General features: G+C 50.8%; 37 protein-coding genes. 12 read left to right on the top strand and 25 right to left on the bottom strand.

The features are described 5' to 3' along the window. Positions 1–13: 13 nt before the first annotated feature. The 6 genes from JCM10550_RS24375 to JCM10550_RS04845 all read right to left on the bottom strand — a co-directional run bounded on the left by JCM10550_RS24375 (position 14) and on the right by JCM10550_RS04845 (position 2,699). On the bottom strand, positions 14–142 hold the full coding sequence (locus JCM10550_RS24375; RefSeq protein WP_281175261.1) for a hypothetical protein: 129 nt from the start codon (positions 140–142) through the stop codon (positions 14–16). 103 nt (positions 143–245) lie between these two features. Then, positions 246–494: a hypothetical protein gene (locus JCM10550_RS20405; RefSeq protein ID WP_218185126.1), complete on the bottom strand. Its 249-nt coding sequence runs from the start codon at positions 492–494 to the stop codon at positions 246–248. Further along, the gene (locus JCM10550_RS04855) at positions 440–886 is read right to left on the bottom strand and encodes an ABC transporter permease (RefSeq protein ID WP_218185125.1); all 447 of its coding nucleotides are present in this window, start codon (positions 884–886) and stop codon (positions 440–442) included. Before JCM10550_RS04855 ends, JCM10550_RS20405 begins: the two co-directional genes overlap by 55 nt. Continuing rightward, on the bottom strand, positions 880–1,098 hold the full coding sequence (locus JCM10550_RS20400; RefSeq protein WP_218185124.1) for a hypothetical protein: 219 nt from the start codon (positions 1,096–1,098) through the stop codon (positions 880–882). The genes JCM10550_RS04855 and JCM10550_RS20400 overlap by 7 nt, the downstream gene beginning before the upstream one ends. Positions 1,099–1,170: 72 nt before the next feature. Continuing rightward, on the bottom strand, positions 1,171–1,533 hold the full coding sequence (locus JCM10550_RS20395; protein ID WP_218185123.1) for an ABC transporter permease: 363 nt from the start codon (positions 1,531–1,533) through the stop codon (positions 1,171–1,173). A 119-nt stretch (positions 1,534–1,652) separates the two neighbouring features. Continuing rightward, positions 1,653–2,699 (bottom strand): ABC transporter ATP-binding protein, encoded by a 1,047-nt coding sequence (locus tag JCM10550_RS04845; protein WP_083475334.1) that lies wholly within the window; start codon positions 2,697–2,699, stop codon positions 1,653–1,655. A 422-nt stretch (positions 2,700–3,121) separates the two neighbouring features. On the opposite strand from JCM10550_RS04845, the gene JCM10550_RS04840 reads away from it, so the two are divergent. The 5 genes from JCM10550_RS04840 (at position 3,122) to JCM10550_RS04810 (ending at position 8,461) form a co-directional block, all read left to right on the top strand. Next, positions 3,122–4,252: a PAS domain S-box protein gene (locus tag JCM10550_RS04840; RefSeq protein ID WP_062397393.1), complete on the top strand. Its 1,131-nt coding sequence runs from the start codon at positions 3,122–3,124 to the stop codon at positions 4,250–4,252. Positions 4,253–4,644: 392 nt separating this feature from the next. Beyond that, the gene (locus JCM10550_RS04830; protein WP_062397390.1) at positions 4,645–5,220 is read left to right on the top strand and encodes a hypothetical protein; all 576 of its coding nucleotides are present in this window, start codon (positions 4,645–4,647) and stop codon (positions 5,218–5,220) included. A gap of 45 nt (positions 5,221–5,265) precedes the next feature. Next, entirely contained in the window at positions 5,266–5,487 is a 222-nt protein-coding gene (locus JCM10550_RS04825; RefSeq protein ID WP_062397388.1) for a hypothetical protein, read from the top strand. A 264-nt stretch (positions 5,488–5,751) separates the two neighbouring features. Next, complete coding sequence (locus JCM10550_RS04820; RefSeq protein WP_062397386.1) at positions 5,752–6,465, top strand: hypothetical protein; 714 nt, start codon at positions 5,752–5,754, stop codon at positions 6,463–6,465. Positions 6,466–7,276: 811 nt separating this feature from the next. Next, the gene (locus JCM10550_RS04810) at positions 7,277–8,461 is read left to right on the top strand and encodes a GAF domain-containing sensor histidine kinase (protein WP_062397383.1); all 1,185 of its coding nucleotides are present in this window, start codon (positions 7,277–7,279) and stop codon (positions 8,459–8,461) included. 146 nt (positions 8,462–8,607) lie between these two features. Here the strand turns inward: JCM10550_RS04810 and JCM10550_RS16860 are convergent, their stop codons facing one another. The 9 genes from JCM10550_RS16860 to JCM10550_RS04770 all read right to left on the bottom strand — a co-directional run bounded on the left by JCM10550_RS16860 (position 8,608) and on the right by JCM10550_RS04770 (position 12,124). Beyond that, positions 8,608–8,913, bottom strand: coding sequence for a hypothetical protein (locus JCM10550_RS16860; RefSeq protein WP_172673767.1), 306 nt, complete (start codon positions 8,911–8,913; stop codon positions 8,608–8,610). Next, complete coding sequence (locus JCM10550_RS04800; RefSeq protein ID WP_062397379.1) at positions 8,906–9,247, bottom strand: hypothetical protein; 342 nt, start codon at positions 9,245–9,247, stop codon at positions 8,906–8,908. Before JCM10550_RS04800 ends, JCM10550_RS16860 begins: the two co-directional genes overlap by 8 nt. Continuing rightward, positions 9,244–9,468, bottom strand: coding sequence for a hypothetical protein (locus tag JCM10550_RS04795; protein WP_062397377.1), 225 nt, complete (start codon positions 9,466–9,468; stop codon positions 9,244–9,246). The genes JCM10550_RS04800 and JCM10550_RS04795 overlap by 4 nt, the downstream gene beginning before the upstream one ends. After that, entirely contained in the window at positions 9,468–9,776 is a 309-nt protein-coding gene (locus JCM10550_RS04790; protein WP_062397375.1) for a hypothetical protein, read from the bottom strand. The genes JCM10550_RS04795 and JCM10550_RS04790 overlap by 1 nt, the downstream gene beginning before the upstream one ends. 6 nt (positions 9,777–9,782) lie before the next feature. Next, on the bottom strand, positions 9,783–9,914 hold the full coding sequence (locus JCM10550_RS24370; RefSeq protein ID WP_281175260.1) for a hypothetical protein: 132 nt from the start codon (positions 9,912–9,914) through the stop codon (positions 9,783–9,785). 25 nt (positions 9,915–9,939) lie between these two features. Beyond that, positions 9,940–10,185 carry a hypothetical protein gene (locus JCM10550_RS04785; RefSeq protein WP_157199936.1) on the bottom strand — a complete coding sequence of 82 codons (246 nt, stop codon included), beginning with the start codon at positions 10,183–10,185 and terminating at the stop codon, positions 9,940–9,942. 8 nt (positions 10,186–10,193) lie between these two features. Then, the gene (locus JCM10550_RS04780; RefSeq protein WP_157199935.1) at positions 10,194–10,526 is read right to left on the bottom strand and encodes a hypothetical protein; all 333 of its coding nucleotides are present in this window, start codon (positions 10,524–10,526) and stop codon (positions 10,194–10,196) included. Positions 10,527–11,129: 603 nt separating this feature from the next. Further along, a complete protein-coding gene (locus JCM10550_RS04775) occupies positions 11,130–11,612 on the bottom strand; it encodes a class I SAM-dependent methyltransferase (protein WP_245618745.1) in 483 nt (160 codons plus the stop codon). Positions 11,613–11,941: 329 nt separating this feature from the next. Continuing rightward, positions 11,942–12,124, bottom strand: coding sequence for a hypothetical protein (locus JCM10550_RS04770; protein WP_157199934.1), 183 nt, complete (start codon positions 12,122–12,124; stop codon positions 11,942–11,944). Between the two features lie 572 nt (positions 12,125–12,696). On the opposite strand from JCM10550_RS04770, the gene JCM10550_RS04760 reads away from it, so the two are divergent. The 7 genes from JCM10550_RS04760 to JCM10550_RS21975 all read left to right on the top strand — a co-directional run bounded on the left by JCM10550_RS04760 (position 12,697) and on the right by JCM10550_RS21975 (position 15,789). Next, positions 12,697–12,957 carry an RNA-binding protein gene (locus JCM10550_RS04760; RefSeq protein WP_062397365.1) on the top strand — a complete coding sequence of 87 codons (261 nt, stop codon included), beginning with the start codon at positions 12,697–12,699 and terminating at the stop codon, positions 12,955–12,957. A 297-nt stretch (positions 12,958–13,254) separates the two neighbouring features. Then, positions 13,255–13,521: a glycerophosphodiester phosphodiesterase family protein gene (locus JCM10550_RS04755; RefSeq protein ID WP_062397363.1), complete on the top strand. Its 267-nt coding sequence runs from the start codon at positions 13,255–13,257 to the stop codon at positions 13,519–13,521. 24 nt (positions 13,522–13,545) lie between these two features. Continuing rightward, positions 13,546–13,965, top strand: a complete 420-nt coding sequence (locus JCM10550_RS04750) for a glycerophosphodiester phosphodiesterase (protein ID WP_062397361.1) — start codon at positions 13,546–13,548, stop codon at positions 13,963–13,965. A gap of 23 nt (positions 13,966–13,988) precedes the next feature. Then, entirely contained in the window at positions 13,989–14,570 is a 582-nt protein-coding gene (locus tag JCM10550_RS04745) for a hypothetical protein (protein WP_062397359.1), read from the top strand. Continuing rightward, positions 14,567–15,031: a hypothetical protein gene (locus JCM10550_RS04740; RefSeq protein ID WP_062397357.1), complete on the top strand. Its 465-nt coding sequence runs from the start codon at positions 14,567–14,569 to the stop codon at positions 15,029–15,031. The genes JCM10550_RS04745 and JCM10550_RS04740 overlap by 4 nt, the downstream gene beginning before the upstream one ends. Beyond that, positions 15,032–15,574, top strand: a complete 543-nt coding sequence (locus tag JCM10550_RS21980) for a mechanosensitive ion channel family protein (protein WP_062397355.1) — start codon at positions 15,032–15,034, stop codon at positions 15,572–15,574. Further along, positions 15,571–15,789, top strand: coding sequence for a hypothetical protein (locus JCM10550_RS21975; RefSeq protein WP_062397353.1), 219 nt, complete (start codon positions 15,571–15,573; stop codon positions 15,787–15,789). Before JCM10550_RS21980 ends, JCM10550_RS21975 begins: the two co-directional genes overlap by 4 nt. A gap of 150 nt (positions 15,790–15,939) precedes the next feature. Here JCM10550_RS21975 and budA read toward each other — a convergent pair whose 3' ends face one another. The 10 genes from budA to JCM10550_RS04690 all read right to left on the bottom strand — a co-directional run bounded on the left by budA (position 15,940) and on the right by JCM10550_RS04690 (position 20,865). Beyond that, positions 15,940–16,782 carry an acetolactate decarboxylase gene (budA, locus tag JCM10550_RS04725; protein WP_062397352.1) on the bottom strand — a complete coding sequence of 281 codons (843 nt, stop codon included), beginning with the start codon at positions 16,780–16,782 and terminating at the stop codon, positions 15,940–15,942. Between the two features lie 33 nt (positions 16,783–16,815). Continuing rightward, on the bottom strand, positions 16,816–17,169 hold the full coding sequence (locus tag JCM10550_RS04720; protein ID WP_062397350.1) for a DUF5320 domain-containing protein: 354 nt from the start codon (positions 17,167–17,169) through the stop codon (positions 16,816–16,818). Beyond that, positions 17,156–17,602, bottom strand: a complete 447-nt coding sequence (locus JCM10550_RS04715; protein WP_062397348.1) for a DUF134 domain-containing protein — start codon at positions 17,600–17,602, stop codon at positions 17,156–17,158. The genes JCM10550_RS04720 and JCM10550_RS04715 overlap by 14 nt, the downstream gene beginning before the upstream one ends. Continuing rightward, positions 17,599–17,946 carry a hypothetical protein gene (locus tag JCM10550_RS18165; RefSeq protein ID WP_157199933.1) on the bottom strand — a complete coding sequence of 116 codons (348 nt, stop codon included), beginning with the start codon at positions 17,944–17,946 and terminating at the stop codon, positions 17,599–17,601. The genes JCM10550_RS04715 and JCM10550_RS18165 overlap by 4 nt, the downstream gene beginning before the upstream one ends. Beyond that, positions 17,943–18,176 (bottom strand): hypothetical protein, encoded by a 234-nt coding sequence (locus JCM10550_RS21970; RefSeq protein ID WP_245618744.1) that lies wholly within the window; start codon positions 18,174–18,176, stop codon positions 17,943–17,945. Before JCM10550_RS21970 ends, JCM10550_RS18165 begins: the two co-directional genes overlap by 4 nt. A 195-nt stretch (positions 18,177–18,371) precedes the next feature. Further along, the gene (locus JCM10550_RS04705) at positions 18,372–19,058 is read right to left on the bottom strand and encodes a 4Fe-4S binding protein (protein WP_245618743.1); all 687 of its coding nucleotides are present in this window, start codon (positions 19,056–19,058) and stop codon (positions 18,372–18,374) included. Positions 19,059–19,065: 7 nt separating this feature from the next. Next, positions 19,066–19,395, bottom strand: coding sequence for a P-loop NTPase (locus JCM10550_RS21965; protein WP_245618742.1), 330 nt, complete (start codon positions 19,393–19,395; stop codon positions 19,066–19,068). After that, positions 19,355–19,693: a NifB/NifX family molybdenum-iron cluster-binding protein gene (locus JCM10550_RS04700; protein ID WP_172673766.1), complete on the bottom strand. Its 339-nt coding sequence runs from the start codon at positions 19,691–19,693 to the stop codon at positions 19,355–19,357. Before JCM10550_RS04700 ends, JCM10550_RS21965 begins: the two co-directional genes overlap by 41 nt. Positions 19,694–19,859: 166 nt before the next feature. Next, positions 19,860–20,111: a MoaD/ThiS family protein gene (locus tag JCM10550_RS04695; protein ID WP_245618741.1), complete on the bottom strand. Its 252-nt coding sequence runs from the start codon at positions 20,109–20,111 to the stop codon at positions 19,860–19,862. Between the two features lie 163 nt (positions 20,112–20,274). Further along, complete coding sequence (locus JCM10550_RS04690) at positions 20,275–20,865, bottom strand: HesA/MoeB/ThiF family protein (RefSeq protein ID WP_062397344.1); 591 nt, start codon at positions 20,863–20,865, stop codon at positions 20,275–20,277. Positions 20,866–20,907: the final 42 nt, after the last annotated feature.

The following is a 20,907-nucleotide window of genomic DNA, read 5'->3' as shown; positions in this document are numbered from 1 at the left end:
AAGGATGTACTGTTCATTGAATGGTTTTCCCCCCCCGATAACAATCGTAGCGGTTTCCCCCCCGGCCCTGTGGCGTCGGTTCCCCCCCCGCGGTCTCCGAACATCCGGCGGCAACGCACAGAAGAATCAGTATGCCTGCCATCAAAATTCCCCCCCCATAGTGCAATCCCCCCCTTCATGCATATTCCCTCGCACTGCATAGGTAGTTACCGACATATATGTGTTATTCAGGAGAGCAAAGATCTTCAGGAGAACGGGCCGCCACCGCTGCCAAACCATCTGCCCGCAATCAGCCGGTGTTCCAGACGGGTGAATGAGACATCCAGGAATATGGCAATCAGAATGGCAGGCAGGGCCCCCGCAAGCATGGTCGTAATATTGATGCCTGCAAGACCCTCGAAAACCAGCGTGCCAAGGCCCCCGCTACCGATGATTGCAGTCAGGATGGCGACACTGTTTGCAAGAACGGCGGCGAATTTGATGCCGGCAAACATCGGGGGGGATAGGCATGCGGAAACCGGATGAACCGGGTGGTCTGCCACCAGGTCAGGCCCAGTCCGGTTGCCGCATCAATGGACGCCGGGTCAGCGGACGAGAGTCCCGTCCACGTATTTTTGACAATCGGCAGCAGGGCCCGCAGCATAATCGCAAAGATGGCGGGCCAGAATCCGATGCCCATCAACGGAACGACAATGGCGACAACGGCAAATGTCGGAATCGCCTGCACCAGGTTTGCAAAGGTAATGATGATCTTTTCCAGGCTGCGGTTATGGAGTGCGAGAACCGCGAGGGGGGGAATCCCGACAAGAATGCTCACCGCGAGTGACGCATACACGAGAACCACCTGCTGCACGGTGGCAGTCAGCACTGCCTCAAGGGCTACCATTCCCCGTACCTCACGCTCAGTCGTTTCTCAATGATTCCTGCACACCCGTCAAAGATGACCGCAAGGATGCCCACCCACAGACCGGTGACGATAATAACCTCCGGGAGGAGGAGGACGATGCCCGTCTGCAGGGGGGGCGCCCCCCCAGTCCCCCCCCGGCACCGATGATACCCCCCCCAACGTGACGATGCCCATCGTAAAGACGATGGCAATTCGGATTCCCCCCCCGGCCATCATCGGCAGTGAAACCGGAATGCGTATCTTTCTGACAAGTTCTCCCTCGGTCAGGCCGATTGCGTTCCTGCCTCAATTATCTCCGGCCTCACGGAAACAAGCCCGGTGTAGGTGTTCCGGGTGACCGGTAGCAACGAATAGATGATACAGGCGATCATCGTGGGAACCTCCCCCCCAATTCCCACGACAGGTATCAGCAAAACAAGGAGGGCCATATCCGGAAATGTTTCAAGGACATTGAGACCGTTTAACGCCGGTTCTGCATAGCGCCGATGCCGGTAGAGCACAATTCCCAGAGTGATACCGAGAATGACGGAAATGGCGAGGGATATCGAGAACATCCGGAGATGTTCCACAGTTCTCTCTGTCAGGTGAAACTGGTTCCAGACCGCGATTACCTTTTCAACAACCATGTTCCCCCCCCGCCTGTCCTCCTGCTAAATGATATGGAAGAGGACGCTATCAGAAATAAGCATTCCCGATACCTCCCCCTTCGTGGTGATGACCAGTGCTGAGGATCGGTTTTTCTGTTTCATCTCCTGCAATACCGGGACAACCGCATCCTCCGGTGCAACCGTGAGGGGGGGTGCCGTTGCAATATCCCCCCAGAACCAGACTGCGGTTCCGGTTTTTGATGATGTCGTGTCGGGTAACTGTTCCCCCCCAGCACTCCTTTCTCCATGATAACTGCAATGCCACTGGTTTCTGAAAGAATCCGTCCCATCGCCTCTGCAACAGGCATCGCGGCATCGAAAAAATACCGTTTTGAAAGGGGGGGTGACATCAGATCCTGCACCGTGAAACTTTCGATATGCCGGAATTTCCGGTTGGCTTCGACGAGATGTGCAACAGAATCCGTTTTCGGATGGAAGATCAGTTCTTCTGGTGTTCCAACCTGAACCAGTTCTCCGTCATGCATGATACCAATCCGGTCGCCGAGTTTGAACGCCTCGTCAATATCGTGGGTCACAAAGATGATCGTCCGCCCAATGTCATTTTTAATGGTGAGAAATTCTTCCTGCAGCTGTTTTCGTAATATCGGGTCGAGGGCACCGAAGGGTTCGTCCATTAGGAAGAGAGACGGGTTCATGACAAGCGCCCGTGCGAGACCCACTCTCTGCTGCTGGCCACCAGAGAGTTCCCGCGGATAGCGTGCAGCAAAAGTCTCCGGCGGCAGGTCAACCATCTCAAGCAGTTCGTGTACCCGTGCATCGATTCGTTCTTTTTTCCAGCTCTCAATCTTCGGGATAAGACCGATATTGTCACGCACATTCATATGCGAAAAGAGACCTATCTGCTGGATCACATAACCAATATTTCTCCGGAGGATGACTGCATCGAATTCCCTGATATCAGTGCCGTTGATGCTGACCGAACCCGAATCTGGTTCGATTAAACGGTTGACCATTCTAAGCGTTGTCGTCTTGCCCGATCCCGATCCTCCAATCAATACCAGGAGTTCTCCGCCGACGACATCAAGACTCACATCTGAGACCGCGGTGACATCCCCCCCGTAGGTCTTCGTCAAATGCCGGATCTCAATCCGGTCGATTGTTTCAAACGGGCGTATGGATGTCACAGATGCGTCCTCAAAACATATTATTTCCTCTGAGTACAGGTTCAGATACTGGTGGAGGTGACTGAGTAAACGGGTCTGACATCTCTTTCTCGTGTTGTAGTATTTATATGGGCCCCCCTGTTCAGTCATCCTTGCCTGTGGAGGTGTGACATGCACTTTTGTTTCCGCTTTTGTATCCCATTGTGATATCCATTCAGTCATGTTTACCTGTGGGAGTATGTATGTGTGCTGTTTTCCGGGTTTACAAATGAACGCTGATTTTTATGCAGATCCTATCATCTGCAACGTATGGCACATTTCAATATAGCAAATCAGAATCGAGATGGGCCTTGTACAATTAAAAACATATATATGTATGATTTGAAAACCGATTATATGTGATATCTGCAGGTAACCAATCCGATACAAGGTCCATTTTATATGTGGATGATGAACCTGCACTTCTTGAACTGAGCAAACGGTATCTGGAGCATTCCGGGAATTTTGTTGTTACTATTGCATCCAGTCCGCTGGAAGCCATCGGAATGCTTTTAGAGCATTCTTATGATGCCATCATATCTGACTACGAGATGCCGGAGATGAATGGTATTGAATTTCTCAAATTCCTCAGGGCCGAAGGAAATACCATTCCATTCCTGATCTTTACCGGCAGGGGGGGCCGCGAAGATGTCGTCATTGAGGCGCTCAACAATGGAGTCGATTTCTATATTCAGAAAGGGGGGGGCGATCCCCGTGCGCAGTTTGCCGAACTGATCAACAAGATCAACTACGCAGTGTCCCGCCGGAGAGCAGAGGAGGCACTGCGGCGGAGTGAGGAGCAATACCGATTCATCGCAGATAATGCTGCAGACAATATCTGGATGTTTGATATGGAATTTAACCTGACCTATGTCAGCCCATCGGGGGGGAAAACAATGCGGGGGGGTTTCACGGCTGAAGAGGATCTGGCTCAGTCCCTTGAAGAGAAGATGACACCAAAATCCTGTGAGAGGGTAGTGCAACGGTTTGAGGAAGAACTGGCACATGAAGCAACCGGGACTGCTGACCCGAACCGAACTATTCTCTTTGAGACAGAGGAGTATTGTAAGGACGGTTCCACGGTCTGGGTGGAGAATTCAGTCCGCTGTCTGCGTGATGTTCACGGAAGTCCGGCCGGAGTGCTCGGCGTATCACGAGATATCACCTGGCGCAAGCAGGCAGAGGAGGCGCTGCGCCGGAGTGAGGAACGCTATCGTTCCCTGGCAGAAAATTCTCCTGTTGGTATCATCACCTGTGACCGGAAAGGGATCATTGACTATGTCAACCCGAAGATGATGGCGATACTAAATTCGCTGGAAGGAGAAGAGACCCGGAACATAAATCTTCTGACATTTCCCACCCTGCAAGGTGCCGGGCTTTCCGATATTCTGAAACGGGCTCTTGAGACGGGGGGGGTGCAGGTAAATTTCATGCATGTCGGATACCGGTCAAAATGGGGGGGAAAAATATCCAGTTCAGGGGTTACATATCACCGTTATCCGAGGATGGATCCGTTTTTGGAGCCCAGATCATGATAGATGGAATTACGGAGTCGGAAAACAGGGAAGATGCACTGTCGTAGATCATCCGGATTATATTTCGTACTAGAGGGTCTGCCCGTATGGGCAGAAGGTATTTTATCACCTGCTCACCTGTTTTGAAGATTGGATTGGGTGGTTTGATATGAGCAGGAAGATGCCCGGTTTCTCACATGTTCATGCGTTCATTGCTTCAAAACCGATACAGGGTGCTGATATACAGCAGTTACATCCGGATAATCCGGGAATAATTCTCCCCGATTCCACCGATCGTCTATCTGTCCGGTGTTCTGCCGCAATTGTTGAATGCCATAGGCCGAATAGTATGCCTCTGAACCAAAAAATCGAACAGAAGGCAGATCCGATGAGGTTCCTCCGGGGGGGAGGAGATGAATAGAGATACTGATTTTGCGGTCCACCCGGAGATTGTCCGGTTTGAACGCAAAATCCGACACCTGAGGGATGCGGAGATAACCGGTATTTTCTCTGAAGAGGGAGATTCCATACTGACACTCCATGCCGTTAACACCGGAAGCGGATTTTTCACCGTCATCCCCGAGGAATTAAAGCAGCGGATCACCGACAGTATCCTCACGCATAACCATCCATCAGATCGTTCCTTTACCCTACGGGATCTCAAAGAGGCATCCTTCTTCTCACTCAAAGAGATCCGTGTTGTCGGGAGAACGAGCACATATTCCATGAAACCGGGTGCAGGCGGGTGGCCAGCACCGCAGGTCATCGCAGACTGTTTTAATGCAATTGATGTGGACCCCCCCGATCTTCAGGCAGAGGTTGATTACCTCAGTTCCTCTTTGGAACAATGCACGGATGCAGAAGATATTCAGTCGGGCAGTGCGAGAATCCGATCTGACCTTCTCTGCAAATGGCTTGCCGAAGCACTGAACCTGATCTATCGAAGTGCTGCTGACCGGAGATCCTCGCAGTCGCCGTTACCTATATAAGGAGTATTCACATTATACCCCCCTCAGGATAAGAGGTGATACGTCATGGGATACCGATGGAAAAATAAGACCGATGTAGATGAAGCAGTTGTTGTCATTATGAACTCGCTGGATCAAAATGAAATTCTGCCAACCTGGCTGGTGCGCACCATCCAGCAGTCGATTGAGGATTCAGAACCGGGCTATGTGAAATATTTCTATGAGGAAGTAGGACAGCACGCACCTACGGGCATGAAATTCTTCGAAGATCTGGGCGGTTCAGATTAGAATTTCCTGAATTTATCTATTTTTCCTCCAATCGCTGCTGTTTAGATTCAATTTCATTCCATTCTGTCCAATTCATTCTCTTCTTTTGACGGGCAGTCACTAGAGGCCCATAGGTAACCAGCCTCCTGTTTTTCAGGAACATGAGCAGCGCCTATTCTTTTTACGGCCACCGGGATTATCTAATGCAGGTATGTCATGTGCCTTTTCGTTTTTCAGCAACATATTTTTCTCTGAAAAGCCCCCCCATGCAATACCAGTGATGATATGAAACCGGAGGATACGCAGGGGAAAGAACAAGACCACCGGATCATGAACGAACTCCTTGCCAAAGCCATCGCTCTCGGTGCGAGCGTGGCAGGATTTGTTCCGGCCCGTCTGCTCCGTGACTGCCCGTCTGCACAGCGTGCCGGGCCGCAGGGGCTGGCCCGTGATTCCGGGTCGGTCATTGTGCTCGGGCTGTACCACAGTACTGACCATCCTGAGATGGACTGGTGGGAGGAGGGCAGAAGCACACCCGGAGACCGGATGCTCTACGGGATCACGACAGCTCTATCCCAGTGGCTTTGTGAACTGCATGGCAGGGAGGCACATGACATACCGTATGCGGTATCTGACGGCGGGATCTATCTGAAAGATGCGGCAGTGCTCGCCGGACTGGGCATGTTTGGAAGGAATAATCTGGTCATCGTGCCCGGTTTCGGCCCGCGGATACGCTTCCGGGCGCTATGGGCAGACCTTGATGTGGAGAAGCCGCAGGTTCGTGAATACCTCCCGCCCTGCGGTGAATGCAGCCGGCCATGTCAGAACCACTGTCCGCAGCAGGCATTTCCCCCCCATGGAAATTATAGCCGCGAGCGGTGCCTCTCACGGATGGACGCAGACAAGGCATCCGTCTCTTTACGAACCTCTGATACCACGAAAAAAGAGCAGGTCCGGCATTGCAGAAACTGCGAACTATGCTGCGTGTATTCCGAGTGAATGGGTCTATCCGTAGCACTCTGCGAACCGCCCGCAGACCCACCCGGCACTGCACTCATTTCCTCACGTCTCTGCCTTTCGCACCGGTTAGCAGCAGGCAAGCCGTCACCGACAGCATATTTTCTGCAGGTCTCTTCGAATAACAGGAAGGACACCGATCATTGAATGCAGAGTGCAAAAAGAGCAGATGCACCCCTATCTGTGATGTCCGGGTTACGGCCTGGGCATATGAGGTATCAGGATTATCACAACAATCCGGTTTATCACTGCATTATCCCCAGTAAATCATCAAAATAGGCTAATATCGGTACATTCAAATATATCCGGCCATACCATATAATATACAATAGATATGGTGGACAGATGTATATCCTGATTGTCGAAGACAGCCATACTCAGGCTAAAGCCCTGAGAGATATGCTGAAGCGGCATGGCTATGAAACAGCGATAGCAAAAGATGGCAAAAAAGCCTTCGAACTGATCAGAGTGAAAAAACCCGCTCTTATTATCAGTGATGTAATTATGCCGGTTATGGATGGGTATGAACTCTGTGAAATTCTGAAAAAAATCCCGCATACTGTAATATTCCGATTATTCTGCTCACTGCCCTTTCAGACAGCAGGGATGTTGCACATGCCCTTCAGGCCGGAGCGGACAATTTTATCACCAAACCGTATCACGAGAAATATCTCATCGATCGGGTGAAGAGTATGCTTTCCGCACCAAAACGGCGTACGGGAGCAGACAATACTGCGAAATCGATACCATATTTCCATAATGGGGGGAAAATTATCACATACCCGCAGACCGGATGAAAACATTTGATTTTCTCCTCTCGGCATATGATACTGCCATCATGCAGCATGCTGAACTTCAGCGTGCACAGGAAAAACTGCGCATTTCAAATGAAAACCTCAGTCACCTGAATCAGATTATCAGTATCGGGAATAAATCCGACCATCCGGATGTGATTCTTTCTGCACTTTTGAAAAAAACAGTGAATCTCCTGGGCTATCAGATGGGTGGAATATTTTCTCTTACAGAAAATTATCAGTCCGAAGAGTTTAGATATCTATACGGAAAAAATCCAAAAGATACCGCAGTCATGCAGATATTTGACCCCCAGGATCTCAGGAACCTGCTGGTCAGCGATGTTTTTACCAGTGGTAATTCAGTATTTATGTCCCCGGGCCCTGACAACCCGAAGTCAGCAGACTTTATCTTCCGAAACCCTGAGATCTGTAACGCCACTATTCTCCCGCTGGTCTGTGATGAAAAGGCTGTAGGAGGCATCCTTCTTTTCAATGGAAGGAACCATCCGGTTCCGGATAAGGAAAGGGACTTTCTGGAAACAGTCTGTTCTGAGATATCAACTGCAGTGGAGAGGGCATTTTTACTCAAACGGCTGGAGATAGCCAACAATGAGACGAATCTCTATCTTGACATCATGGCACATGATATAAACAATGCGAATACCGGAGCGTTGGGATACCTTGAGATCCTCTCAGGCACTTTGGAAGGGAATGAGAAGAAATATGCCGAAAATTCCCTCGCATCGGTAAACCTGAGCATTGATATCATCACCAATGTCTCCACCATCCGGACTCTGCGTGAACGGACCACAGCCCTGCGCAAGGTCAGTATGGATGCGGTCATTCGGATGGAGATATCACGGTATGAGAATGCCATATTCCACTATTCCGGAACGGATCTGATGGTCCTCGCAGATGACCTTATTGGACAGATATTTATGAATCTCGTGGGAAACAGCGTCAAATTTTCTGCTCCAAACCCTGAGATCACCATTACGGTGGAACAGAACGGGCCGGATGTTGTGGTGTGTGTTGCCGATAACGGGCCGGGAATTCCCGATGACATGAAACCCCCCCATATTTTTGACCGCTTCCGGAAGGAGGGAAAACGGAGTGGAAAAGGATTGGGGCTGTTCATTGTCGGGAGTCTGGTGGCAGAATACCATGGCAGTATCTGCAGATGACCGGGTACCCGGAAAGCCTGAAGATGGTGCGGCAATCCGGTTCACCCTGAAGGCAGCATAATAAGAGTTTCACTCATGACGACGGGGGGGGCATAATTACCAGAACCATTCAGCAAACCGTATGGATATCATCTCCGGGCAGTCTGTCATTCCTTGTGTTCAACAGAACCTGACTGCAGCAATGGCTGAATATGGAGTTTATATGTACCGTGGCAGGAGTTACAGACATAAAATTCCTGTGTCCAGCAGGAAGAACAGGCCCATCTGCCGCAGAGCGTGCACTGGCGCAACATGGTGAGGGGGAAAGGCATCGTTGCAGAGATCACAGTAATATTTTGAGAAGGAGGACGAATCCTTCTGCGGAGGTTCCCCCCCTGTTTCCGCATCGAAGGAATGTCCCCCCCTTTCAGGCATGCGTAAAACGGTACCGGCTTATGGGCCCGGCTATTCACTGCGGGTTTCTCTTTCCAGAACATTCAGTCGCTCCTCCAGACCTGCAAGGGTATCCGTCATCTCATGCCTGAATTCTTTCAGACCATTCATCCGGTATTCTTCTTCCGTGAGTGCCGGATCATTGTGTTCACGAAATGTCCGTACCTGATACGTATCCATCAGGGACCATTCTTCAACCATATGTTCAAAGTGACGGTCCAGATACTCGTCCACCCGGCTTTCCATCGGGCGGCCTATTGACACATGCCCGGATGATCCTCTGAAATAGTAATAGAGAATGAATGCGATTATTGCGATGACAATGATTGTCAGGAGAACCTCGGCTATGGTCATTTCTTCCCCTCCCTGACTTTCTCCAGCCTCTGTTCCATATCAGTGAGTTTTGCATCAGCGTCCTGCGTGAAATGACCCATCTCCTGGATATCATTCTCTACCTGGCGCAGACGAATTTGATAATCTCCCAGATCCTGCATCGTGCCAAGATTCCATTCTCCAATGATATCCTTCATCCTGCGGTCAAGATAGGTATTCATATAATCATCAAATCCTGCCATCACCTCTCCTCCACTTCACGCAGGGCCTGTTCAAGAGCAGATGCCCTGTTTTTAAGTGCGACCTTCTCCTTCTCCAGGCCACTAATATCTGTACTGACCGCATCAAGACGGTGTTCAAGATCCTCAAGGGTAAAGCGTGTGACCAGCCCCCATTCGGATATGAGGGATGTGATATTGGCATCAAGGTACTCGCCCAGGCGTTTATCCATAGAAGGCAGCGTTCTGTCAATGGCTTGGGGGGGAACCGATGCCAGTGATTCGGTAAATGAAGATTTTTGCCGTGTCCTGGAACCTTCTGTTTCATACATATTCCATCACCGGATTTTTCTCTCCTCGTCTTTTATTTTTTCAACCATATGGTCCAGTTTTGTGCTCTTCACCGAATTTTCCAGCCGCTGGATTCTCCGGTCAACTGCATTCTGTTTCGCAAAGATATCGGCCTCCATTCTGATATTCTCCTGATCGAGAGTGTTAATTTCCTCCAGTTTTTCCGGAGGTACCCGGAAGAATGGCTGGCCCCCGGTGAGCATAATCAAGTTTCATCAACTGCAGTTTCTCTTTTTCCAGTTCAATCTCTGCGAGCCGGGGCGCCACTTTGGCATCGTGTATCTCCCTGATGATGTAAAAGAGAATGATGAGACCAATAAAGATGAGTATGACCCATAAAAGCGACTGAAACCACGACCACCATTCAAGAGTAAGTGACTCTGTGGCCATTTTCCCGCTCACTCCTCAGGCTTGGGTTCGGGTTCATTTTTTTCATTACCCGGCATGATCTTTGCGCCAACCTCTTTTGCGCCTTTTTCGATACTTTCCCCCCCCATATGGCCCGCCCCTTCCTGAACCGCCTTTCCTGTCCGGCCCACTTTTTTACTTATATATTCTGTAATGGGAACTTTTCGCTGCACGTTTACCATGTCGCCCTCCGCTACAGCAAGTTTTGCAATATCTTCCGGACTTACTCGTATCACCCCCCCTTTCTCGACCATTGCATCAGCGTAGATGGTGACTATGACCTGCTTTGGTTTTTCATCATCACTCAGAGAAATGCTATGCACCTCAATGGCTTCCCCCCCTTCTTTTACCCCCCCAAGAAAGGGCAATACTGATTCATGAACGCGAGCCCGCCCATGGCTGGGAAATGCCCGAGTCTGGATGATTAACTCTATCCCTTCCATACGATGACGGATCAAGGGGCAATTCTATTTATATCTATGCCGGATAAAGGAGATATGAGGGTAGACAATCGCCATTAAATTCGCCATATTGAACAGAAAATGGCTTAAATCCCGTATTTTTCAAGCCCATACATTTTAGAATGGTATTATTGCGGCATATCGTTCATACTATCCGAAATACAGGGATTTTTTGAAAAAAAACAGAATAACATGGTACAACAGGAAACAGTTTGGATATTTTGCAGATGCTGAAATCAGATCAGCAGTCAGATAACATAATGACAGAATGCTACGGAAAAATCCTGTCTGGGAGAGCTCCCGTGCCACTATCACTCAGATAATATCAATGAATATTTGGAGTCCATGGAATGGCGGTGATTGCAGATGGTGCATTTCAGGCCAGTGCCCCCCCTGTTTCAGTCTTCGATATAACAATCCAGAATCCTTCATCCCCCCCGAGCATAATCTTGTACTTCGGCACGCCTATTTCATTGAGCATGGTCTGAAAACGTTCTGCATTCTCAAGTGAGATATTCTTTTGGTTAAATTCCTTCCATTCCGGGTTCTTTTTTGATCATGGCAGCTGCAATCCCATCCCGCAGTTCTTTGTTGCCAAACCCGCCCCCCGATGTAGGTCATGCCACCAGGTTTTAATACCCGATATATCTCCCGGAAGGCGGTGTGAATGTCATCCCAGAAGAACATGGATCCCCCCCGACTGATGATGAGATCTGCAGAGTCGTCATCAAAAGGCATAGCATGCACATCGCCGCAGAGAATACCAATACGACTGGAAAGACCTGCATCTTCAATATTGCGGGATGCCGCCTTGTGCATGTCATCTGAGTAGTCCAGCGCAATAACTGAAAGATCGGATTGCTGTGCAACAGCAATTGAAAGTATTGCCGGGCCGCTACCAAGGTCAATACAGGTGCCTTTCATAATCCCGGACATCCCAATAATCATCTCTGCGATGACTGGGTATATCGGGGGCAAAGATGGTCCTTGCAATCTCATCCATATTGCGGGCGCCTTTTGTGCCGTATTTTTTCTTTGCGTCTGACATGTGGGTTGTCCATTTTTGGGTATCTGTTCAGTATACAAATGGGTGAGTATGATTTATTGAAGATAACCTTCTGATCGGGTAAATGATCTCCCCAAGCCATGGTGACCGGGCTATCTGTCCAGACTGCATCAGCACCTGACAAATATTCTCAACTCCTGATAGGGAGTGTGAGTCCAAACAGACTGAGATCTGCCGGAGCATCTTAAAAAAATGAATGAATCTGGCCGGATCACACTTCGTATGCAACCAGTGCCATACCCAGATCTTTTTCAAGATCTTTGATTCTTTTCAGGTCATCTTCATTCAGGTTAGAATAGGTTGGAACTTCATAGGCGAGAAGTGTCACGCCCATCTCTTTTTCAATTGCCTTCAGCTTCTCACTGTTTTCATTTGAAATGTTTGCATATCCCATACAGATCATGGTTCTCACTATTCCCTACTACTACACTAACATATAAAAAATATATGCCGCAGGGAAATGTCGGGATAATATGAGGTGTCCGCCACCCATGCAGAACAGATTTCTGTATCCCATGGGGAGAGAATGTTTTTTTATTTTTATTTCGTACCTCCTCATTTTCATATGGGGGGGCGGCACTCCATATCCTGTGGTGCGCCCCCTGAGATGATAGGTCGGCTGACACCGTGCCGTCCAAGCCCGTATCACAGACATCTCTGAATGATCAGATACGCGTGGAGAAATACCTGCATCTGTGTTTCTGAATCCGAAGTGCATCACGTAAATTTCCCATGTATCGTCCCGTTTAAGAATCCGCCAGGAATTCACTCACTATTTTTTGCAGAAGCCATATATTTCACAGAATAGTCAGGCATGCAAATGCACGTCCTGCCAGCACAGTTGATGCACTGATTTGTCTGTTGGTCTCTCCATCATTTCACGGGAGACAGCACGACATAATATAACCGATGAGCGCCAAGATAGTACATACTATCTGAGATACTATCCCAGATTGGAGTACTTAAATGGAAAGCAGCAAGTTATACGTTGGCAATCTTACGTATTCAGTTACGGAAGCTCAACTCAAAGAAATATTTGAAGATTTTGGCGATGTTAAGGACGTCCGTGTCATTGAGCGCAAAGGATTTGGGTTCGTTGAGATGGGCACCGTTGAAGAGGCAGAGAAAGCAATGGAAGCTCTCAACGAGACCGAGTTCGAAGGCCGCACACTTAGAATCGACGAAGCACGTCCTCAGAGACCGCGCACCGAATACAGAAGATACTAATCTTCTTTTTTTGCCGCTCCGGTATCCGGGACATTAGCTTTCGCGGATATCATTCGGTGAACATGACAGAGACGTTGCAACGTCAACGGTCTCTGCAGAAATGGTAAAAATCCCCCCCCGGTAATGAGCCGGAGGCCTGTTTTTTGGATTCATTTGATATTTCGTAGGCAACCATACCTTTTGCCCGGACAGATGTTACTGTTTTTTTCCTGATTTTTATAACGGCCGTTCCTTTATGTCCATAATTCCCGTGATCATCGACCAGTTCATATTACCTGAATACCCACAGGGAAAGGCATGTTTATTGTCGGACACCGGGGGGGAGCACAGGCCATCCATCCGGAAAACACCGTAACCGCCCTGAAGGAAGGGATGAGATGCGCGGATTTTGTGGAGATTGACATACGCCTGACAAAAGACGGCATACCGGTGGTGATGCACGATGCCACCCTTGACCGTACAACAGACGGCAGCGGGCTGGTCAGCGAAAAGACGCTCCGGGAGATTCAGCAGTTCGACGCGGGGGGATGGCCATCCCATCCCGACACTGCAGGATGTGTGTGACCTCCGCCTGCGTCCTGCGGAATCGTGACAGAGATAAAAGAATCCGGATCCGAAGAGGCCGTGTGCAGTATTCTCTGCGAATATGATCCTGACTCCCTCTGGATTGTCTCCTTTTACCCGGAGAGCATCCGGGCGGTAAAACGTCTGCTCCCCCCCCGGGTGAAGACAGGCCTCATCTGCTCCACGGACTGCGACGACCCGTTTGCCCCCCCGGTTCTTTATACTGGTGCGGATGCTATTCTTCCACGTACCAATACTTTCACGCAGGAGATGGTCACAGAGGCACACCGGCAGGGACTGTCTGTCATCACCTGGACACTCAATACCCCCCCTGAAGCATACCAAAAGGTAGCATCCTCCGGTGCAGACGGGTGGGTGACCGATGATCCATGCGGTCTTCGCGCCTGGGTGAATTCACCAAAACAGAATAGCATAAGGATATAGGCTCCGCTACCGTTATCTGACATATGGGCAGGGATCCGGACTTTGCCGCAGATCTTACTCACCCCCCCATCCTTTTTGAGACTGAATGGGACAGGATCACTGCGGTCGTGGATGCATATGACCGTAACCGGCCGTCTCACATCGCGGTCATCGCTGACCCGTTCGCCGGTCAGAACATCCTGATGGACGGCATACTGCGTCGCCATCCGGATCGGGTTATTCACCTCCCCTTCTTCTCGATTGTCAAAAGCAGGAATTTTCTCACCCAAATCACCGGCCACAAGGATATCGTGGTGATGGATCACTGCCATTTCCTCGCCACGAGAAAGATTGGCGGATTTGCAATGCTGGATGCCTTTCTGGATCACCTCTCCACATCAGAGCGGCTCTTCATCACCCAGTGGAACAGTTTTACCTGGTCCTATCTTCAGGCAACCCGACACATCGACACCTTCTTTCCGGTCATCATCGATCTGCCCGACATTAACAGCAAGACCCTGAAACCACTGATCATGTCCCGGTATACGGAGGGCATTGAATTTATCGGGGAAGAAACGCCCCCCCAAGAGGCCCCCCCCTCATTTCTGCTCATCAGTGGACGATGAGGCTGCCCTTTTCAAAAAAACCGTTCACTGTCCCGGTGCCGCACCTCCGTAAAACAAATGGCGATGCAAACCGTATTCATCCCGCAGATGCCGAAGAGACTGCCTTTGACAAAATCGTCCGGATTGCAGATGGCAATTATGGGGGGGTGGCAGAGCAGTTATGGGACACCACCCTTGAAGGGAAGACGCTCCGGGTGGCGGACATCCCCCCCGACATTCCCTGTGCCATCAACCTTGATATCAATGAGTCATTCCTGCTCATGATCATCCTCTCCATGGAATCAGTCAGCGTGGTAGATCTGGCAGAGATCGCAGGGCCTGAAATAAACCTGAAACAGGCCCTCTTCCGCCTGACAAACCAGGGACTGGTGGTTGAGGAGAAGGGATATTTCCAGATAAAACCCGAGGCGCTCAGCTGTGTGAAGGGGGGGTATGTAACGCGTATCAGGATGGTGTGGTAGATGGCAGAAATAAATGTGACCTCTGCTGCTGACGGTTCCCTGATCACATTGGCCATACCGGATCCGGATGCCGCCATCACGATTGTTCTGACACTTGTTGCAGCATACCTCATCGTCAAAGTCGCGGATTTTCTTTTGCGAAAGATTTCTGAAAAGGCGGGCAGATACCGTATCACGGTGACGATGGTCATCCCTCTCCTGAAGATCGTTGTCTACGTCTCTGCGCTGTATTTCATCCTGAAGACCATCTTTGATCCGGGCCTTACGGAACTTGCCTTGTTCTCCGGACTGTTCGGCGCTGCAATCGGATTTGGGCTCAAGGATATCTTTGCCGATATCATCGGCGGCATTGTGATCGCCTTTGAACGACCCTACCAGATCGGTGACAAGATAGAGGTCAGCGGTACGTATGGTGAGGTCACCGATATCGGCCTGCGGGCAACCCGGGTGGTGACCCCCCCTGACGATTCGGTGGTATCCATTCCGAATTATGCCATCTTTCAGGAGCTACGGCAAGCCAGAATGCCGGAAAGACTGAGATGATGGTCATCATTGACATCTACATCGATTCCCGGTCGGATGCAGGCCTGGCAATGAATATTCTCAAAGACGCACTCATCACCTCGAAATATGTGTATGTCTCCCCCCCACACGCCCATATACGGTTCTTTTGCAGGACTATCCGTTCTACCGGAGAGTTCGTGGCAAGGCATATGTCAATGATCTCCGATCCGAGTTTGAGTTCCGGTCAGAGGTGACACGCAGGGCATGGGTCGAACTTTCCCGGCAGGGGATTTTGCCTCCGCCACTGGCGCACGTTCCCGCAAAGATGATGGCAGAATAAATCCGATCCGCCTCTTTTGTTTTGGATCGGACCCTGCTCTCATGCCATCCGGAAAATAAGGAATTTAATTTTTCTCAACGGATGCCAGTGCCGAACTCAGGTCTTCGGTGAGGTTGACCTGATAAAAATCACCCTCGGTGGGGGGGAGCACGATGTAAAGGTCAGGGGGGGTGATATCGACTTCAATCTCCCCACCGGTCATACTGAAGTCCAGTACATGCCCGCCAGCGCGGCGGTCATCGGTGATGAAGTGGATATGATACCCCCCCGGCACATTGAGGCCGCTCACAAATTCCGGTGACCAGAAGCCCACGATGGTGCCGGTGGTGTTATGAAATTCAAATTCCGTCTGTTCCTTTACCGCCTCTGCAAGCTTCGGATACGGCCGGGACTGTTTTGGCACACTCCGTGTCTCCACATAGTCAAACGTGCCATCAATGCGGATGGCGTAGACCACATTTGCAGACGGGAGCCCTGCTTCCAGCTGATCTTCAAACCGGCTGATATTGGCAATGGTATCAGCAGGGATGGTAATATCACTATCAAAGAACGTGGCAGAGACAAACGGAGTGGTTGCGGTGTCTGCGAGCGGATATGCCACTCCATCCGTACGGATGACATAATACGCGCCGTCCACCCCGATCAACTCCCCATCAAGCCCATCCGTGGTACCGATGGCGGTGTCGCCATGCTTTCTGACCTCACCGATGGGAACGATACCGTCATAGACACTCTGGAGCAGGGCGTTGATGGTCGATACCTGATAAAGCGTGTCACGGGTGTCCGATGCTTCTTCACCGTTTTTTCCTTCACATATCACTTGGGGAAACAGAACGAGAGAGAAAATGATACCAATGAGAACAATGATTGTGGCAATGGATAGTATCTGCGTAGTGTGTGATTCCATGGATATACGTACCTGGTATGTGTTCAGGTTTAATCATATGGAATTCGTCTGACAGTAAAAAGGATGAGAGATCAGCAGACCTGTTCTCTGCAAGATCCTGTTTTTCGGGAAATCGCATTCCCGGTTGTTTTGATTTCGGTTATCTGCGTCCAAATCCACGGCCGCATCCACGACCGCACCCGCGGCCACCGGCTCCTCTGCCACGGCCAGCAGCGAATCCCCCTCCCATACCAAACTGATAGGCAGGTGCAGGCGGCACTGTTTCCGGTGATCCGGCTGCCGCTCCCTGTTCTGGTGCGACTGTTCCCGCAGGCAGGCAACGCCCCCTGCCCACGGCCTGTCCGTGCCCCCACGTCCGCTGGGCCCGGTTCCATCAAATCCTGGCATTTTTATCACTCCTGTGTAACAGATCATTATTACTCATATGTGCATAATTACTCTTCCGGTTGCGGCAGGGTTTCATTCTCCTGATCTGAAAGGATGCAGGCATCCTGATCTGCGTGCCCACAGTCTGAGATGCAATGACCTTTCCTTCTGAAAGGGCATCAGCCACTTTCCTGCGGGCAGTATGGACATCACGCCAGAGTGTTCTCCGGGAGACATGCATCCGTTCTGCGGCAGATTCCTGGTCCAGACCCTCGCTGTCAACCAGCCGGAATGCCTCCAGCTCTTCGGGAAGGAGAGTGACCGTCTCTTGCGGGTGCTGACCTCTCCCACAGCAGGGAGCATAACACCGCCACATGCCTTCGGTCTCTATCATCCTGGCACGACGGGGGGCGGCCACGTCGTCGGTTGCCCCCCCTCCGGCACCACAGTTCATTGTGAGATCCCCCCCATCACAGCAGAGAGTCTTTTCCAAGATTCCTTCAGACTCACTGCAGCCGGGGCGTCCATGCCTGCGACAGATTCCCCCCCGCGCCGGGCAGCCTCGATAACTGCCGGGTCAAAGGGTATGGTTCCGATGATCTCAATTGCTTCATCCGCACAGTAACTTCTGACGTCATCTGCCCGTTCCTCGTCAAGGTCTGCTTTGTTGAGCACCAGAAACATCTGTACCTTAAACTGTCTGCAGATCGTGACCAGCCGCCTGAGATCATGGAGGGCTGATATGCCGGGTTCCGTCACAAGGACAACGGCATCCACACCGCTGATGGCAGAGATCACCGGGCAGCCGATTCCCGGAGGCCGTCGATCAGAAATGCCGGAACATCCGGTTCGTCGTTCAGAGCGTCCTTTTTGACCTCAAAGACCAGACGGCCGCTGGTGCCGGAGCCGGGGAAGAGTTCTGCATGGAAGAGACGACCATGCGGGCTGTCAGAATGGCAGACCTCGCCACTTTGCCGTTCGGAAATGGTAACTGCACCTTCTCTGCAGACAAGGAGCATACGCCGCATCCCTCACATTTCAGGGGGTTAACAGAAAATATTCCGTCATCCTCCTGATTGATTGCAGAAAATCGACAGTAAACCTGACAAATCCCACATCCAACACACTTGGTCTGTTCAATGGCTGCGCACTCCAGTCCCATGAACGGGCGGCATTCGGTCTTTGATGTCTCTAAAAGCAGACTGAGATTTGCCGCATCGACATCACAGTCTGCAAGAAGCAGTCGTTCGTCTGAAAATACAGAAAATCCGGCGGCGACCATGGTCTTGCCGGTGCCGCCCTTGCCGCTCATCACTGCGATGGTCTTCATGATTTACCTCCTGCGATAGCATGGTGTCCTTGTACAGCTGGGAAAAAGCCTCTTTCCAATCTTCTTTTTCTGAGCAGAGGATGGCACCCCCCCGATTCTGTATTGCAGCGATCTCCCGGTCAAAAGGAATGGTTAAAAGAACCGGCAGCCCTTCTTCTGCGCAGAATGCGAGTGTTGGGCCGTCCTCATTGTCACTTCGGTTAATGACAACTCCTGATGGGATACCAAGAGCCTCTGCGAGGTGTGCAGCCCGCCTGAGGTCAGCAAGGCCGGAGGGTGTTGATTCAGTGACAAGAATACACGCATCGGCACCATCCAGTGTCTCAATAACCGGGCAGGCAGTGCCGGGCGGGCCGTCAAGAACGGACACACCGTCCCATTCTCCCGCTTCTTTTGCGGCCTTAATTACTGCCGGTGCAGCAATTTCACCTTCATCAAGAATGCCAGAGATTATGGTGAGTGTGGGTGAGGGATGGCTCTGGGTAATCATTCCAATCCGGCGGGGAACTTCTGTGATGGCATCCACCGGGCAGGACAGTATACATCCGCCGCATGAATGACAGAGGTGTGCCTGAAACATCACTGATTCAGTTAGAACTGAGATTGCTCCATACCGACAGAATTCTCCGCATGCACCGCAGAGTACATTTTTCGCTGTCAACCTCAGGGACATTCATTGTAACCGGCCCTTCATTCTTCCCACCGGGATAGAAGAGATGGACGTTCGGTTCTTCAGCATCACAGTCTATCAGATGTATTTCCTGTGACTGTGATAATGCCCATGCGAGGTTGACAGAGACCATGGTCTTGCCGGTACCACCTTTGCCGCTTGCTACAACGATCTTCATTCCGGTAGTAATGGAATCGTCACTCCTTTTAGACGATACGGGCCAGTGTTCCTGCTTTGTACGCAACATATGCCTCTGCAACGGTTGTTGCCTCACCGAATGCATAGGTGGGAATGCCTGCGACTTCAAGGCCCTTGTTGGCATTGCCGCCAACCTGTCCGGTGACAACCACGTTGACGCCCTTTGAGACGAGCATCTGGACAACCTTTGGTCCGACACCACTTGCGTCATTTGCGCTTGCATTGTTGATTGCCTCGATGACCTCTCCGGTCTCATCGTTGTATACGACAAAGAACGGGGTTCTTCCGAAGCGGTTTTCTGGAACTGATTCTGGTGAATCGCCTTTTGATGTGATACATACTTTCATAACTGATATTCTCCACCATTGAATATTACTCATATGGGCATATATCTGTGCATCGGAACATGCTGTATCTGTCCTCCCGTGCCGCAGTGAAAAAACGCGTAGAATTGGAAAAAGGGATGGGGGGGATTCCTTCCTCATCCACCACCGGAAGGCGGAAAGATGGCAATCAGGTCATCTTCTTCAAGGACCGTCCCCCCAGCTCGTTGATAAAATGGATGTTTCTTCCGTTCTTGAGGATGTTCACATACTTTCGGAGTTCGCCCGTTTCATCAAACAGTTCATGTTTGAGGCCGGGGGGGTGTGCTGCTGTGAGCATCTCAAGGAATTCCCCCATGGTGATGCCGGGCTCGACATCCATATGGGATTCCCTCTCCATAAATCGGCGCAGCGTTGCAAATGTCTTTACCGTCACTTTCATCTCTTCTGCTCCATTTAACTTTCACCCTTATTTCCACAGTGCGGACAGTCTCTGAGAGAACTGATGTATATCAAAGCCGTATCACCATGCAGCCCGTCCCACATCAGTATCCTGTCGGTAAGTAGGGTGCCCGTCCCCCCCACAATGCACTTTATCGCTTCTGTCACCTGGATGCTGCCGACAATGCCTGTCGTGGCCGAGAGTGCAGGGACTTTTCTCTGGGAGGGGGATGGGGAACTATGCAGCGCAGACAGGCGGACCGGCCCGGTATGATGGTTGCAACCTGGCCGTAGAATCCGTCAATAGCGCCATGGATAAACGGGATGCCGCGTTCTTCTGCCGCATCTGCAAGAATATACCGGGCATCATAGTTGTCCATTGCATCAATGATGATATCCATATCCTCTGTGATCTTCAGCACATTATCCGGCGTGATGGTCATGTTTACTGCTTCCACCTTGAGATACGGGGTGACTCCCCCCCGTATTCTCTCCGCTGCCGCATCAGCTTTTATCTTCCCGATATCATGCAGCCGGTACAGAGTTTGACGGTTCAGGTTCGAGCGTTCAATTCTGTCGCAGTCTGCGATACGGACCGTGCCGAATCCGGCAAAGGCACAGTGCAGGGCGATAGATGTTCCGAGCCCTCCCGCTCCCGCCACCAGTACCGCGGCATGTTTAAGTTTTTCCTGCCCGTCTTCTCCCAGAATCGGGATCTGACGAATAAACTGTTCTTTCTCTTCAGATGTAAGCATGCATTATTCCTCGCGCAGCAAGGCCAAGTTCCAGGAGTTTTT

It is taken from the genome of Methanogenium cariaci JCM 10550 (assembly GCF_001315945.1).
GTDB classification, from domain to species: domain Archaea; phylum Halobacteriota; class Methanomicrobia; order Methanomicrobiales; family Methanomicrobiaceae; genus Methanogenium; species Methanogenium cariaci.
Note: the sequence above shows the minus strand (reverse complement) of the source record. Positions and strands in the feature narration are given on the sequence as shown.

What these genes read in the sequence shown, in the direction of transcription:
- JCM10550_RS21970 (WP_245618744.1), bottom strand. Translation starts at nt 18,176, where the DNA reads ATGCGGCGTATGCTCCTTGTCTGCAGAGAAGGTGCAGTTACCATTTCC.
- budA (WP_062397352.1), bottom strand. Translation starts at nt 16,782, where the DNA reads ATGGAATCACACACTACGCAGATACTATCCATTGCCACAATCATTGTT.
- JCM10550_RS04690 (WP_062397344.1), bottom strand. Translation starts at nt 20,865, where the DNA reads ATGCTTACATCTGAAGAGAAAGAACAGTTTATTCGTCAGATCCCGATT.
- JCM10550_RS24370 (WP_281175260.1), bottom strand. Translation starts at nt 9,914, where the DNA reads ATGGAGGCCGATATCTTTGCGAAACAGAATGCAGTTGACCGGAGAATC.
- JCM10550_RS04700 (WP_172673766.1), bottom strand. Translation starts at nt 19,693, where the DNA reads ATGAAAGTATGTATCACATCAAAAGGCGATTCACCAGAATCAGTTCCA.
- JCM10550_RS04855 (WP_218185125.1), bottom strand. Translation starts at nt 886, where the DNA reads ATGGTAGCCCTTGAGGCAGTGCTGACTGCCACCGTGCAGCAGGTGGTT.
- JCM10550_RS04825 (WP_062397388.1), top strand. Translation starts at nt 5,266, where the DNA reads ATGGGATACCGATGGAAAAATAAGACCGATGTAGATGAAGCAGTTGTT.
- JCM10550_RS04705 (WP_245618743.1), bottom strand. Translation starts at nt 19,058, where the DNA reads ATGTTTCAGGCACACCTCTGTCATTCATGCGGCGGATGTATACTGTCC.
- JCM10550_RS24375 (WP_281175261.1), bottom strand. Translation starts at nt 142, where the DNA reads ATGGCAGGCATACTGATTCTTCTGTGCGTTGCCGCCGGATGTTCGGAG.
- JCM10550_RS21980 (WP_062397355.1), top strand. Translation starts at nt 15,032, where the DNA reads ATGGCAGAAATAAATGTGACCTCTGCTGCTGACGGTTCCCTGATCACA.
- JCM10550_RS04830 (WP_062397390.1), top strand. Translation starts at nt 4,645, where the DNA reads ATGAATAGAGATACTGATTTTGCGGTCCACCCGGAGATTGTCCGGTTT.
- JCM10550_RS04770 (WP_157199934.1), bottom strand. Translation starts at nt 12,124, where the DNA reads ATGGGATATGCAAACATTTCAAATGAAAACAGTGAGAAGCTGAAGGCA.
- JCM10550_RS04720 (WP_062397350.1), bottom strand. Translation starts at nt 17,169, where the DNA reads ATGCCAGGATTTGATGGAACCGGGCCCAGCGGACGTGGGGGCACGGAC.
- JCM10550_RS20395 (WP_218185123.1), bottom strand. Translation starts at nt 1,533, where the DNA reads ATGGTTGTTGAAAAGGTAATCGCGGTCTGGAACCAGTTTCACCTGACA.
- JCM10550_RS04755 (WP_062397363.1), top strand. Translation starts at nt 13,255, where the DNA reads ATGTTTATTGTCGGACACCGGGGGGGAGCACAGGCCATCCATCCGGAA.
- JCM10550_RS04760 (WP_062397365.1), top strand. Translation starts at nt 12,697, where the DNA reads ATGGAAAGCAGCAAGTTATACGTTGGCAATCTTACGTATTCAGTTACG.
- JCM10550_RS04740 (WP_062397357.1), top strand. Translation starts at nt 14,567, where the DNA reads ATGAGGCTGCCCTTTTCAAAAAAACCGTTCACTGTCCCGGTGCCGCAC.
- JCM10550_RS04790 (WP_062397375.1), bottom strand. Translation starts at nt 9,776, where the DNA reads ATGTATGAAACAGAAGGTTCCAGGACACGGCAAAAATCTTCATTTACC.
- JCM10550_RS04820 (WP_062397386.1), top strand. Translation starts at nt 5,752, where the DNA reads ATGAAACCGGAGGATACGCAGGGGAAAGAACAAGACCACCGGATCATG.
- JCM10550_RS04800 (WP_062397379.1), bottom strand. Translation starts at nt 9,247, where the DNA reads ATGACCATAGCCGAGGTTCTCCTGACAATCATTGTCATCGCAATAATC.
- JCM10550_RS04745 (WP_062397359.1), top strand. Translation starts at nt 13,989, where the DNA reads ATGGGCAGGGATCCGGACTTTGCCGCAGATCTTACTCACCCCCCCATC.
- JCM10550_RS04785 (WP_157199936.1), bottom strand. Translation starts at nt 10,185, where the DNA reads ATGGCCACAGAGTCACTTACTCTTGAATGGTGGTCGTGGTTTCAGTCG.
- JCM10550_RS20405 (WP_218185126.1), bottom strand. Translation starts at nt 494, where the DNA reads ATGTTTGCCGGCATCAAATTCGCCGCCGTTCTTGCAAACAGTGTCGCC.
- JCM10550_RS04810 (WP_062397383.1), top strand. Translation starts at nt 7,277, where the DNA reads ATGAAAACATTTGATTTTCTCCTCTCGGCATATGATACTGCCATCATG.
- JCM10550_RS04715 (WP_062397348.1), bottom strand. Translation starts at nt 17,602, where the DNA reads ATGAACTGTGGTGCCGGAGGGGGGGCAACCGACGACGTGGCCGCCCCC.
- JCM10550_RS04795 (WP_062397377.1), bottom strand. Translation starts at nt 9,468, where the DNA reads ATGGCAGGATTTGATGATTATATGAATACCTATCTTGACCGCAGGATG.
- JCM10550_RS21975 (WP_062397353.1), top strand. Translation starts at nt 15,571, where the DNA reads ATGATGGTCATCATTGACATCTACATCGATTCCCGGTCGGATGCAGGC.
- JCM10550_RS04775 (WP_245618745.1), bottom strand. Translation starts at nt 11,612, where the DNA reads ATGATTATTGGGATGTCCGGGATTATGAAAGGCACCTGTATTGACCTT.
- JCM10550_RS21965 (WP_245618742.1), bottom strand. Translation starts at nt 19,395, where the DNA reads ATGTTGCGTACAAAGCAGGAACACTGGCCCGTATCGTCTAAAAGGAGT.
- JCM10550_RS04695 (WP_245618741.1), bottom strand. Translation starts at nt 20,111, where the DNA reads ATGAAAGTGACGGTAAAGACATTTGCAACGCTGCGCCGATTTATGGAG.